This is a genomic window from Variovorax atrisoli 110B, assembly GCF_000382045.1.
GTDB lineage: Bacteria > Pseudomonadota > Gammaproteobacteria > Burkholderiales > Burkholderiaceae_C > Variovorax > Variovorax atrisoli.
In genome coordinates this window covers 75130-88066 of record NZ_KB907465.1, presented here as the reverse complement: position 1 = coordinate 88066, position 12937 = coordinate 75130, and the positions used below count along the sequence as shown (strand labels likewise).

Genomic DNA, 12937 nt, shown 5'->3' with positions numbered 1-12937 from the left:
AAACGACCTTGGAGTTGGAAATATCGTGATCGACAAGAGCATCAAAATCCTGGTTGTGGACGACTTCCCGACCATGCGCCGCATCGTGCGCAACCTGCTGAAGGAGCTGGAGTTCCACAACGTGGACGAGGCCGAGGACGGCGCCGCCGGCATCGAGAAGCTGCGCGGAGGCAACTTCGGCTTCGTGGTTTCGGACTGGAACATGCCCAACATGGACGGCCTGACCATGCTGCAGACCATCCGCGCCGACCCCGAGCTCAAGAAGCTGCCGGTGCTGATGGTCACGGCCGAGGCCAAGAAGGAGAACATCGTCGCGGCGGCGCAGGCCGGCGCAAACGGCTACGTGGTCAAGCCCTTCACCGCCGCCACGCTCGAGGAAAAGATCACCAAGATCTTCGAAAAGCTCGCAAAGGAAGCGGCGTGACATGAGCCAGAACACTTCTTTGGCCGCAGAGCCGGTCAACAACACCACCGAAGAGATCCTGGGCCGCATCGGCCAGCTCACGCGCCAGCTGCGCGAAGGCCTGCGCGAGCTGGGCCTCGACAAGCAGGTGGCCAGGGCCGCGCAGGCCATTCCGGATGCGCGCGACCGCCTGAGCTACGTGGCCGAGACCACCGAGCGCGCGGCGCACCGCGCGCTCAACGCGATCGACGTGGCGCAGCCGCTGCAGGAGGCGCTGGCCACCGACGCCAAGGGCCTGAGCAAGCGCTGGGACGAGTGGTTCAAGAACCCCATCGAGCTCGACCATGCGCGTGAGCTCGTGCTCGACACCCGCGGCTACCTCGACGGCGTGCCCGAGCGCGCGAGCGCGATCAACACGCAGCTCATGGAGATCCTGATGGCGCAGGACTTCCAGGACCTCACCGGCCAGGTCATCAAGAAGATGATGGAAGTGGTCAACGACGTCGAGACGCAGCTGCTGCAGGTGCTGATCGACAACTCCGCGCCCGAGAAGCGCCACGAGGCCACGCAGAGCCTGCAGAACGGCCCGCAGATCAAGCCCGGCAACCCCGATGCCGTGACCAACCAGGCACAGGTCGACGACCTGCTGGAGAGCCTCGGCTTCTGATCCCGCGACCGGGGAGGGCCCGTCGGGCCCTCTGCCTCGTTCCCATCCCTCTCCCTTCCTCCTTTCCTTTCCTCCTTAGTTCTATTGTCCGAACTGCAGGGCTATCAGGGTCCTGATCGACAGATTGTTCCGGGGGGCCGAATCCAATAATTTGGCCATGAGCAAGGCGTACTTCGCCAGTGCTGGTTCGGAGCATGAATGGCTGAGGAAAGCGATCTCGAAAAAACGGAACCCGCCTCCGAGCGGCGCCTCGAAAAGGCCCGCGAGGAAGGCAACGTAGCCCGTTCGCGCGAACTCACCACCTTCGTGATGCTGGGCACGGCCTGCGCCGGCCTGTGGCTCGCGTCGGAGTCGCTCGGCACGAGCATGAACGGCGCGCTGCGAATGGGCCTGCAGTTCGATCGCGCCAGCGCCTTCGATCCCCACTACATGCTGGCCCGCACCGGGCTGATGTCCATGCAGGCGCTGGGCGCCATCGGCCCGATGTTCGCGATGATGATCGTCGCCGCCGTGGTCGCGCCGATGATGCTCGGCGGCTGGCTCTTCTCCACCAAGTCGGTGGCGCCGAACTTCGGCAAGCTCAATCCGCTGGCCGGTATCGGCCGCATGTTCTCCTCGCAGTCGCTCGCCGAGCTGCTCAAGGCGCTGGCCAAGTCGACGCTCATCGGCGGCGTGGCCTGGTGGGTGGTGTCGCGCGACATCGGCACGCTGATGGCCCTGATGGCGCAACCCGCCGAGTACGCGCTGCCGCATGCGCTGGTGCTGGTGGCCAAGCACTGCGTGCTGATCGCGGCCACGCTCTTCCTGGTGGCGCTGATCGACGTGCCCTTCCAGCTCTGGAGCTACTACCGCAAGCTGCGGATGTCGCGCGAGGACGTGCGCCAGGAGCACAAGGAAAGCGAAGGCGATCCGCACATCAAGGCCGCGATCCGCCGCCAGCAGCAGCAGATGGCGCGCCGCCGGATGATGTCCGAGGTGCCCAAGGCGGACATCGTGCTGACCAATCCGACGCACTTCGCCGTCGCACTCAAGTACCAGGAAGGCGGCATGCGCGCGCCGCGCGTGGTGGCCAAGGGCACGGAACTCGTGGCCGCACGCATCCGCGAGCTGGCCAAGGAGCACAAGGTGGCGATCCTCGAGGCGCCGCCGCTCGCTCGCTCGCTCTACAGGCACACGAAGCTGGGCGACGAGATTCCCGCCGGCCTCTACACCGCCGTGGCCGAAGTGCTGGCCTGGGTCTACCAGCTTCGGCGCTGGAAGGCCGAAGGCGGCGAAGCGCCGCGCACGCCCACCGATCTCCCGGTTCCCGCAGACCTTCAATACAGCGCCGCCGATGCGGCTGAGCAAGCCGCATGAACGCGATGACAAACCTGATGCGCTTGCCCGCGCGCTTCTTCCCGGGCTCGCAGCTCAAGGGGCTGGCCGGGCCGATCCTCATCATCATGATCCTGAGCATGATGGTGCTGCCGCTGCCGCCATTCCTGCTCGACCTGCTGTTCACCTTCAACATCGCCATGTCGGTGATGGTTCTGCTGGTGAGCATGTACACGATGAAGGCGCTGGACTTCGCGGCCTTCCCGGCGGTGCTGCTGTTCTCCACGCTGCTGCGCCTGTCGCTGAACGTGGCCTCCACGCGCGTGGTGCTGATGAACGGCCACACCGGCGCCGACGCGGCGGGCAAGGTGATCGAGGCCTTCGGGCACTTCCTCGTGGGCGGCAACTTCGCGGTCGGCGTGATGGTGTTCATCATCCTCGTGCTCATCAACTTCATGGTGATCACCAAGGGCGCGGGGCGCATCGCCGAGGTGGGCGCGCGCTTCATGCTCGACGCGATGCCGGGCAAGCAGATGGCCATCGACGCCGACCTCAACGCAGGCCTGATCGGCGAGGACGTCGCCCGCAAGCGCCGCCAGGAAGTGGCGCAGGAGGCCGACTTCTACGGCTCGATGGACGGTGCCAGCAAGTTCGTGCGCGGCGACGCCATCGCGGGCCTGCTGATCATGGTGATCAACATCATCGGCGGCCTGGTGGTGGGCATGGTGCAGCACGGGCTGGACTTCTCCACCGCGGGCAAGACCTACACGCTGCTGGCCATCGGCGACGGCCTGGTCGCGCAGATCCCGGCGCTGGTGATCTCCACCGCAGCCGGCGTGATCGTCTCGCGCGTGACCACCGACGAGGACGTGGGCAGCCAGCTCACGGGCCAGCTCTTCTCCAACCCGCAGGTGCTGTTCCTCACGGCCGGCATCGTCGGCCTGCTGGGCATGATCCCTGGCATGCCGAACCTGGCCTTCCTGCTGATCGCGGGCGGCCTGGTGTGGCTGGGCCGCGGGCTGCTGCAGCGCAAGCCGAAGCAGCAGGCCGCGCAGGAAGCCGCAGCCGCTCAGGCCGCGAACATCGCCGCGTCTTCCGCCGAGACGGCCGAGGCGACGTGGGACGACGTGGCAATGGTCGACCCGCTGGGCATGCAGGTCGGCTACCGGCTCATCCCGCTGGTGGACCAGTCGCAGCAGGGCGAGCTGCTGGGCCGCATCAAGAGCATCCGCAAGAAGATCGCGCAGGAAGTGGGCTTCCTGGTGCCGGTGGTGCACATCCGCGACAACCTGGAGATCAAGCCCAACACCTACGTCATCACGCTGAAGGACGTGGAGATCGGCCGCGGCGAGGCCTACCCCAACCAGTGGATGGCCATCAACCCGGGGCAGGTCAGCGGCACGCTGCCCGGCACGCCCACGCGCGATCCGGCCTTCGGCCTTCCCGCGACCTGGATCGACGCGAGCCTGCGGCAGCAGGCGCAGGTTTACGGCTACACGGTGGTCGATGCCTGCACCGTGATGGCCACGCACCTGAACCACCTCATCCAGACCCACGCCGCGGAGCTGCTGGGCCGCCAGGAGGTGCAGCAGCTGCTCGACCAGATCGCCAAGACCGCGCCCAAGCTCACCGAAGACCTGGTGCCGAAGGTGCTGTCGCTCAGCACGCTGCACAAGGTGCTGCAGAACCTGCTCGACGAGGAAGTGCCGATCCGCGACATGCGCACCATCCTCGACGTGATGGCCGAGCACGCGCCGACCGTCAAGGACCCCACCGAACTCACCACGCTCACGCGCCTGGCGCTGGGCCGTGCGATCACGCAGCAGCTCTTCCCCGGCGACAGCGAGATGCAGGTCATCGGCCTGGACGGCTCGCTCGACGCCGTGCTCCAGCAGGCACTGACCAACAGCAGCGGCATCGAGCCCGGCATCGCCGACAACCTGCTGCGCCAGGCACAGGCCGCCATCACCCGCCAGGAGCAGATGGGCCTCGCGCCCGTGCTGGTCGTGCAGCACTCGCTGCGGGTGCTGCTGTCGCGCTTCCTGCGGCGCAGCCTGCCGCAGCTCAAGGTGCTTTCGCACGCAGAGATCCCTGATTCCCGAACCATCAAGGTCACCACCGCCATCGGAGGACGAGGTTGAATTCCCACCAACAGACAGACGTGCGCACCACTGCGCGCAAATTCGTCGCGGCCACCAGCCGCGAAACCCTGCGACTGGTGAGGGAGGCGCTGGGCGCCGACGCCATCGTGCTCTCTCACCGCGTCACGGCGCAAGGCGTGGAGATCGTCGCGATGGTCGAGGGCGAGGTGCAGGGCGTGGTGCAGCAGGGCAGTGCGCCTGCGCAGCCCGTGGCGGCGCCGGTCGCCGCGGCGCCTGTGGCACCGGTTGCTGCACCAGTCTCGGTACAGCCACCGGCGCTGACACCGGTCGCGCGTGCGATGCCGATGCCTTCGGCGCCGGCACCCGTTGCATCCGCCGTTCCGGTCGCACCGGTCCCTCCCATCACGGCAGCCGCAGCACCCGCTGCGGCACCTGCCGACACGGTGCTCGAAGAGCTGCACTCCATGCGCGGCATGATCGAGGAGCAGCTCGCCAGCGTGGTGTGGAACGACAGGCAGCGCCGCGACCCGGTGCGCGGCCGCCTGCTGCGCACGCTGCTGGGCGCGGGCTTCAGCGCGCGCCTGTCGAAGGCCATGCTCGAGAAGCTGCCCACCGGCCGCACCTATGCCGAAGGCATGGCCTACGTGCGATCGGAACTCATCCGCGCGGTGCCCGTGCATGAGGACGAGGACGCCCTGTTCGCCGAGGGCGGCGTCTATGCGCTGATGGGCCCCACCGGCGTGGGCAAGACCACCACCACCGCCAAGCTGGCCGCGCGCTGCGTGATGCGCTTCGGTGCCGACAAGCTCGCGCTGGTGACCACCGACAGCTACCGGATCGGCGCCTACGAGCAGCTGCGCATCTACGGCCAGATCCTCAATGTGCCGGTGTACGCGGTGAAGGACGCCGCGGACCTGCACCTCGTGCTGCGCGACCTGCGCGAGAAGCACATGGTGCTGATCGACACCGTCGGCATGAGCCAGCGCGACCGCGCCGTGCCCGAGCAGATCGCCATGCTGGGCCAGAGCCCGCGGCCGGTGAAGAAGCTGCTGCTGCTCAATGCCACCAGCCACGGCGACACGCTCAACGAGGTGGTGCACGCCTACCGCCACGGCAACGAACTCGCCGGCTGCATCTTCACCAAGGTGGACGAGGCCACGCACCCGGGCGCGCTGATCGACACCGTGATCCGCCACCGCCTGCCGGTGCACTACATCTCCAGCGGCCAGAAGGTGCCCGAGAACCTGATGCAGGCCGACCGCGCGCAGCTGGTGGACAGCGTCTTCCAGCCGCGCCAGCACAGCCCGCTTTTCGTGCCCGCCGAGAGCGACCTGCAGGAAGAAGCCGCCTCGGGCGCCGCCTCGCAGCACGCGGTGCAGAAGGCCCAGGGAGAGACCGACCTGCTGCGCCTGAAGTACCAGAACCTGATCCGCGCGATGGCGCACGACGCGCAGGAGCTCGCCACCACCGCGAGTGCCCTTGCCGGCGCGCAGATCGGCTTCGAGCGCGCGCGTTCCCTGTGGCGCCAGGCCACCGACGAGGAGGCGGGCCAGAAGGTGGTGCTGCAAGACCTGCTGGTACACGCGCGCAGCGAGGTGGCCGCCGGCTGCGAGAACTACGTGCTCGCGCTGTGCGGGCAGGTGGGCCTGCGCTCGAATGAAGGCGGAGATGCCTACGAATGCCACGGCAGCCTGCTGCTGTCGGACCGCACCGGTCTGCCGATGGCGGCGCCCAACCAGTGGCTCTCGACGGCGGCCACGCGCGGCGCGAAGGATGCCGCGCGCAAGCCCGGCGCACGCCAGGTGCCCTGGCTGCGCCAGCAGGACTTGGGCCATCGCCCGATGGTCCATCTGCTGACGCGGCTGCCCGGCATCGAGGCCATGGTGCAGTGGCAGGCCGCGGGCCAGCGCTGGCTGGCGCGCGCGCCGGGCTCCACGGCCGTGATCGACTCGCGCACCGGCTCGCCCGACACGCTCGCGCGCATGGACTTCGAGTTCGGCGAGGGCCGGCCCGTGCACTTCCGCGGCAAGGCCGCACTGCTCGCAGAAGCGCAGGCCGACGTGGTGCTGCGCTTCAACGCCGCGGCCATGGCCGCGGGCATCGCGCGCGACGAGATGCCGGCGCTGCGCTGCGTCGCCACGCGGATCGTCGATGCGCGCAGCGGCAACCTGCTGGCGCTGAGCCATGCGCTCTCGAACATCGGCACGGAGGTCCCCGCGCAGCAGCTGGCCCGATGGATGGGCTGGGCGCTGGACGCCGAGCCCTGCTTCCGCCTGCTGCGCGACGGCGTGCAGCTGGTGGGCGGCATCGGCGAGCTCGGCGACCCCGACATCATGAAGCGGCTGCTGATCGCCGGCCAGATGACCACCACCGTGTGGCGCCTGCTCCAGGCCGAAGGCGAATGGGCCGAGCGTGCGCGCGCGCTCATGGGCCAGCTCACCGGCCGCCCGGCGCGCAACGGCCGCGCCATGAGCGGCAGTGCGCTCAGCGCGGGCATGGGCAAGCTCTTCCTGCTGCTGGACGCGCTCGGCACCGAATCGACCGCGCCGGTGCAGCCGCCCCGCGCGCTGGAGCAGCCGCAGAAGCTGGAGCGGCAGGATTGAGGGTGCAGCGATGAACAAGCTGGTTGCGGATCAGGCGGACGGCCTCCGGCGCCTGCTTGCGCCGACGCAGGCGCGCGTGGTCGCGGTGGCCGGCATGGGCCCCGGTGCCGGCGGCACCACCGCTGCGATGAACTTCGCGGTGGCGCTCGCAGGGCAGGGCCGCAACGTCCTGCTGCTGGACGAGCATCGCCGCGCCGACGGTTCGGCCTGCGAGGTGTGGGACATCGATCCGCCCGGCAGCCTGGCCGACGTGGCGCGCGGGCGTCTGGCGCTGGACGGCGCCGAGGTGCGCGTGGCCTGCGGCGTGCACGTGCTGACGGCGGTGCGCAGCGCGTCGCATGAAGCGGCGAATGAGGCCGGCGGCAGCGCGATCGATCCGCGCAGGTTCTGGCACGACGGCGTGGTCGTCATCGACGCCGCCTTCGATGCCGAAGGCCGGCTGTCGCCGCTCGCGCTCGGCGCCGACGACCTGCTGCTGGTGCTGCAGCCGCACCCCGCCTCGGTCACCTCGGCCTACGCAGGCATCAAGCGCCTGCACCACACCCACGGCCTGCAACAGATGCGCTTCCTGCTCAACAACGTGGTGGACGCGCAGGCCGCTCGCCAGATCATGAACAACCTCGCCCAGGCGGGCAGCCGTTACCTGGCGTTGTCGCTGCAGCCTGCGGGCTCGGTGCGTTTCGACCCGCTCGTGGCGGACGCATGGCGGCTGAAGAAGACCATCGCCGAGGCCTTTCCCGCGAGCGATGCGGCGGTCGACTTCCGCCGCGCCGCCGGCGAGATGGACCGGTGGCCGTGGCCCGAGCCGGCACCGCTGCAGGCCGCGGCATGAGCCGCCCGCGCCCCACCGAGGAATGAAGGACGCACGCACGGCCATGTACACCGCACAAGGAACCATCGAGAAATCGCACCTGCTCGCGCAGCACCAGCCGCTGGTGCGCCGCATCGCGCTGCAGATGATGGCGAAGCTGCCGGCCAGCGTGGAGCTGGACGACCTGATCCAGGCCGGCATGCTCGGCCTGCTGGACGCATCGGCGCGCTACCAGGACAACCGGGGCGCGCAGTTCGAGACTTTCGTCAGCCAGCGCATACGCGGCGCCATGCTCGACGAGCTGCGCGCCGCCGACTGGGGCTCGCGCGGCCTGCGCCAGTCGGCGCGCGGCATCGAGAAGGCGATGCAGGCGCTGGGCCACAAGCTCGGGCGAGCTCCCACCGAGGGGGAGATCGCCAAGGAGCTGAAGATGGACATCGAGGCCTACCAGTCGCTGCTGCAGGAGATCCAGGGCTGCCAGCTGCTGTACGTCGAGGACTTCTCCAAGGACGACGCCGACAACGGCTTCCTCGACAGCCACTCGCAGGACGCGCGCAAGGACCGCCGCAGCAGCGACGACCCGCTGGAGCAGCTGCTCGAAAGCGGCTTTCGCCACCAGCTGGTGGACGCCATCGCGGCGCTGCCCGAGCGCGACCAGCTGCTGCTGAACCTCTACTACGAGGAGGAGCTGAACCTGCGCGAGATCGGCGCCATTCTCGAGGTGAGCCAGTCCCGCGTGTGCCAACTGCACAGCCAGGCGATCAGCAGGCTGCGCGCGAAGCTCAAGGACGTGCTCTAGGGCCTGCCGCACCCACCCCGTGCCGGGGCGTCGGCGCCCGCGATCAGGTTTTGTCCGTCAGCAAGGCGCGCCATCATCTGGCGGGAGCCGCTCGCGCGGGCGGGCACTCTCGCAGGCTTGGCAAAGAACCGCAAGCAACACTCTCGATCCACCTCCAGGCTGCAGGCGAGCCGCCCCATCGGCGAGTACGCGCTCATCGGCTCGACCCACAGTTCCGCGCTGGTGCACCGCGGCGGCGACATCGAATGGCTGTGCCTGCCGCGCTTCGACTCGGCAGCGATGTTCGCCAGCCTGCTGGGCGATGAGCGCAACGGCCACTGGAGCATGCGCGCACGCGACCGCAAGGCGCGGATCTCGCGGCGCTATCTGCCCGGCACCGTGGTGCTGGAGACCACGATACGCACCGCCACCGGCGTTGCGCTCGTCACCGACTTCATGCCCAGGCCTGCGATCGACGGCACCCACGAGGTGGTGCGCATCGTGCGCGGCCTGCGCGGCACGGTCGGCATGCATACCGAGTTCCGCATCCGTTTCAACTACGGCGAATGGTGCCCGTGGATGGAGCGGCGCGACGGCGCGGTGTTCGCCACTGCCGGCCCGGACTCGGTGCGCATCAGTTCCGGCGTGCCGCTGGTCAACGAGAACTTCGCGAGCTTCGCCGACTTCGATGTGTCGGCGGGACAGTCCATCGCGTTCAGCCTCGACTGGTTTCCCTCGCACCTGAAGCCGCCTGTGACGCGCGACGCCAATGCGCTGCTGGCGCGCACGGTCGCCGAATGGAGCGCCTGGACCGAGCGCTGCGGCTACTTCGGCGAGTTCCGCGAACCGGTGATGCGCTCGCTGCTCACCCTCAAGGCGCTGACCTACGAACCCACCGGCGGCATCGTCGCGGCGCCGACCACGTCGCTGCCCGAGCTGCCCGGCGGCGAGCGCAACTGGGACTACCGCTTCTGCTGGCTGCGCGATGCGGCGCTCACGCTGTACGCGCTGATCGGCTCCGGCTACGTGGAGGAGGCCAGCGCATGGCGCTGGTGGCTGATGCGCGCGGTGGGCGGCTCGCCCGAGGAACTGCAGGTGATGTACGGCCTGCACGGCGAACGCTCGCTCACAGAGCTGGAGCTGGGCTGGCTGCGCGGCTACGAGGACAGCCGCCCGGTGCGCATCGGCAACGGCGCGCACGACCAGCGCCAGCTCGACGTCTACGGATCGGTCATCGCGGCCTTCCACGCGGCGCGCAAGGCGGGGCTGGCCGACATGGACAAGCTCTGGCCACTGGAACGTGCGATCGCGAAGCAGCTGCTGGAGCTCTGGCGCGAGCCCGACTGCAGCCTGTGGGAGGTGCGCGGCGAGCCGCGGCACTTCGTGCATTCCAAGATCATGTGCTGGCTGGCCTTCGACCGCGTGATCGCGAGCGCGACGGAGTTCGGGCTCGAAGGCCCCATCGACCTCTGGCGCGCGGCGCGCGACGAGATCCATGCCGAGGTCTGCGCGCGCGGCTACGACGCGGCGAGCAATTCCTTCGTGCAGTTCTACGGCGCCGACACCGTGGACGCAGCGCTTCTGTGGATGCCGCTGATCGGCTTCCTGCCGATCCACGACGAGCGCGTGCAGGGTACGGTCGCGCGCGTGGAGAAGGAGCTTGTCTTCCACGGGCTGGTGTACCGCTATCGCACCGAGACGGGCGTCGATGGCCTCGGCGGCGGCGAGGGCGCGTTCCTGGCGTGCAGCTTCTGGCTGGCGAACGTCTACGTGGCCATGGGCAAGGTGCGCAAGGCGCGCGCGCTCTTTCGGCGCCTGCTCGCGCTGGGCAACGACCTGGGCCTCTTCGCCGAGGAATACGACCCGGTCGCGCAGCGGCAGCTGGGCAACTTTCCGCAGGCCTTCTCGCACATCGGGCTGATCAACAGCGCGCACGCGCTGGCGTCGGCCGCCGGCGGCGTGTGGGAGCTGGCGGACCTCGACGGCAAGGCGTCAGTGGTGAAGAAGAAAAGGAAGACGGCGCCGAAGCGCGCAGGGAAGGCCGAAGGCGGGCCCGGACCTGAGCCCGAAGAGAAGGCCCCCGTCAGGAAGCGTTCGCGAGCGCGAACTCCTGCGCGCTGAACACGGTGTGGAAGACCGTGCCGTCGAACATCTCGAAGAGCTTCTTCGAGACCTCGCGGCTTTCGTGGCGCACCGGCGATTCGAGCGCGCGGGCGATGTCCTCGCGGCTTGCGTAGCGGATCGACAGCACCATCGCGAGCTCGGGGTCGCTCACGTCGCTTTCGAGCTGACGAAGCACGCGCACTTCGAGCGCGCCGGGAAAGCGGGTCCACAGCGGCACCAGCATGTCGTGCACGTGGCGGTCGAAGGCTTCTTCCATGCCGGCCTTGACCCGGCCCCTGAAGAACGCGCAGCGGATGAACATGGCTTCTCTTCCTTCCTGTGTCGTGTCGGTGTGATGGCGAGGCGACGGCGATTCAGCCGCGCTCGTAGCCGCTGAACTGCCGCATCATCTCGGCCGTGTCCCGCGCGCCGAGTCCGGCCGCGACGAAGGTGCGGTGCAGTTCCGAGACGGCGCCCGCCAGCGGCAGCGGCAGGCGCTGGCCCTGCGAGAAGGCCTGCACCGCCTCCAGATCCTTGAGCATGTTGTCGATGCGGCCGGTGGGCGTGTAGTCGCGCGCGGCCATCCTTGGACCGAACTCGCGCAGGATCTGGCTGTCGGCGCGCCCGCCGGCCAGCGCGGCGGGCAGCTTCGACGCATCGACGCCGCCAGCCTCGGCCAGCCGCACCGCTTCCGCCACGGCCTGGAAGCCGATGGCGCACAGCAGCTGGTTGACCAGCTTGGTCGTCTGGCCTGCGCCGCTCGCGCCCATGTGCGTGTAGTTGGCGCACAGGCTGTCCATCACCGCGCGTGCGCGCTGCACGTCTTCGGCGCTGCCGCCGGCCATCACCGTGAGCTGGCCGAGCAGCGCCTTGGGCGCGCCGCCGGAAAGCGGCGCATCGACGAAGCCCATGCCCGTGCGCTCGCGCAGCGACTGCGCGAGCCGTCGCGTGGAAGTCGGGTCGATGGACGACATGTCGATCAGCAGCCGCTGCGGGTCCGCAGGCGTGGCGGCGGCGATGCCGTCGTCGCCGAAGATGGCGCGCTCCACCACCGCGGCCGAGTTGAGGCTGGTGATGACGAAGTCGCTCGCGGCCGCTGCCTCGCGTGCCGTGGCCGCCGCCGCCGCGCCGTGCTCGGCGAGCGCCGCGACCTTGGCGGCTTCGAGGTCGAACACGCTCACGCGATGACCGCATTCGAGGAGCCGGCGCGAGATGGCCGAGCCCATGATGCCGACGCCGATCACGGCCACGCGCGTCGCCGGGGCGGAGGTCTTCGTCATGCGAAGGCTTTCATGGCTGGCCGGTGCGCGTACGCGGCACGGTGCTACAGGCTCGCGGTGATGCCGCCATCCACGTACAGGATGTGGCCGTTGACGAAGCTCGATGCGTCGGAGGCGAGGAAGATGGCCGCTCCGCCCAGCTCTTCCACGTCGCCCCAGCGGCCTGCGGGCGTGCGGCCCGAGAGCCATGCGGTGAATGCCTCGTCGGCCACCAGCGCCTGCGTGAGTTCGGTCTTGAAGTAGCCCGGTCCCAGGCCGTTGACCTGGATGCCGTGCTTGCCGAGGTCGATCGCCATGCCCTTGGTGAGCATCTTCACCGCGCCCTTGGTGGCGGCGTAGGGCGCGATGCCCGGGCGGCCCAGCTCGCTCTGCACCGAGCACACGTTGATGATCTTGCCGCGCCTGCGTTCGATCATGCGCTGCGCGACCGCGCGTCCTACCAGGAACACGCTGTCGATGTTGGTGGTGGTGATCTTGTGCCATGCATCCACCGGAAACTCGGCGAAGGGCCCGCGATGCTGCATGCCGGCGTTGTTGACGAGGATGTCGATCGGCCCGACCTCGGCCTCGATGCCGGCCACGCCGGCTTCCACGGCCTCGGCGTCGGTCACGTCGAAGGCCCTGGCCTCGGCCGCGATGCCCCTGGCGCGCAGCGCATCCCGCGCTGCGGCGAGCGAGGCGGCGTCACGCGCATTGAGCACGACGCGGGCGCCCGCATTGCCGAGCGCGCCGGCCAGCGCGAAGCCGATGCCCTTGCTGGAGCCGGTGACGAGGGCGGTGCGCCCGGAGAGGTCGAACAGTTTCAAGGCAGTTTCCTGGTGCGTGACAGACTTCACGGATAAGTTACCGGTATCTTTTGCTTGCGTCAACGGGTAA

Annotated in this window: 11 protein-coding genes; 8 read left to right on the top strand and 3 right to left on the bottom strand. The window is 69.1% G+C overall.

Features of this window, described 5'->3' with window-relative positions:
• The first annotated feature begins 25 nt into the window (after positions 1–25).
• The 8 genes from cheY (at position 26) to G369_RS0130585 (ending at position 10799) form a co-directional block, all read left to right on the top strand.
• Positions 26–424, top strand: coding sequence for a chemotaxis response regulator CheY (gene cheY / locus G369_RS0130620; protein WP_019657892.1), 399 nt, complete (start codon positions 26–28; stop codon positions 422–424).
• Position 425: 1 nt separating this feature from the next.
• Positions 426–1070 carry a protein phosphatase CheZ gene (gene cheZ / locus G369_RS0130615; RefSeq protein ID WP_019657891.1) on the top strand — a complete coding sequence of 215 codons (645 nt, stop codon included), beginning with the start codon at positions 426–428 and terminating at the stop codon, positions 1068–1070.
• A gap of 198 nt (positions 1071–1268) precedes the next feature.
• Positions 1269–2426, top strand: a complete 1158-nt coding sequence (gene flhB, locus G369_RS0130610; protein ID WP_019657890.1) for a flagellar biosynthesis protein FlhB — start codon at positions 1269–1271, stop codon at positions 2424–2426.
• A complete protein-coding gene (gene flhA / locus G369_RS0130605) occupies positions 2423–4525 on the top strand; it encodes a flagellar biosynthesis protein FlhA (RefSeq protein WP_019657889.1) in 2103 nt (700 codons plus the stop codon). The genes flhB and flhA overlap by 4 nt, the downstream gene beginning before the upstream one ends.
• Positions 4522–7089 (top strand): flagellar biosynthesis GTPase FlhF, encoded by a 2568-nt coding sequence (flhF, locus tag G369_RS0130600; protein ID WP_019657888.1) that lies wholly within the window; start codon positions 4522–4524, stop codon positions 7087–7089. Before flhA ends, flhF begins: the two co-directional genes overlap by 4 nt.
• Before the next feature lie 10 nt (positions 7090–7099).
• The gene (locus tag G369_RS0130595) at positions 7100–7921 is read left to right on the top strand and encodes a MinD/ParA family ATP-binding protein (protein ID WP_019657887.1); all 822 of its coding nucleotides are present in this window, start codon (positions 7100–7102) and stop codon (positions 7919–7921) included.
• A gap of 43 nt (positions 7922–7964) precedes the next feature.
• Positions 7965–8699 (top strand): RNA polymerase sigma factor FliA, encoded by a 735-nt coding sequence (locus G369_RS0130590; protein WP_026346769.1) that lies wholly within the window; start codon positions 7965–7967, stop codon positions 8697–8699.
• Positions 8700–8816: 117 nt separating this feature from the next.
• Positions 8817–10799 (top strand): glycoside hydrolase family 15 protein, encoded by a 1983-nt coding sequence (locus G369_RS0130585; RefSeq protein WP_019657885.1) that lies wholly within the window; start codon positions 8817–8819, stop codon positions 10797–10799.
• On the opposite strand, the gene G369_RS0130580 is transcribed toward G369_RS0130585, so the two are convergent.
• Genes G369_RS0130580 through G369_RS0130570 form a run of 3 tightly spaced genes read right to left on the bottom strand, consistent with a single transcriptional unit; the run spans position 10762 to position 12867 of the window.
• Positions 10762–11103, bottom strand: coding sequence for a putative antibiotic biosynthesis monooxygenase (locus tag G369_RS0130580; RefSeq protein ID WP_019657884.1), 342 nt, complete (start codon positions 11101–11103; stop codon positions 10762–10764). The two genes, G369_RS0130585 and G369_RS0130580, sit on opposite strands and share 38 nt — an antisense overlap.
• Before the next feature lie 52 nt (positions 11104–11155).
• The gene (locus G369_RS0130575) at positions 11156–12061 is read right to left on the bottom strand and encodes an NAD(P)-dependent oxidoreductase (protein ID WP_019657883.1); all 906 of its coding nucleotides are present in this window, start codon (positions 12059–12061) and stop codon (positions 11156–11158) included.
• 44 nt (positions 12062–12105) lie between these two features.
• Positions 12106–12867 (bottom strand): SDR family oxidoreductase, encoded by a 762-nt coding sequence (locus G369_RS0130570; RefSeq protein WP_019657882.1) that lies wholly within the window; start codon positions 12865–12867, stop codon positions 12106–12108.
• Between the last annotated feature and the right edge of the window lie 70 nt (positions 12868–12937).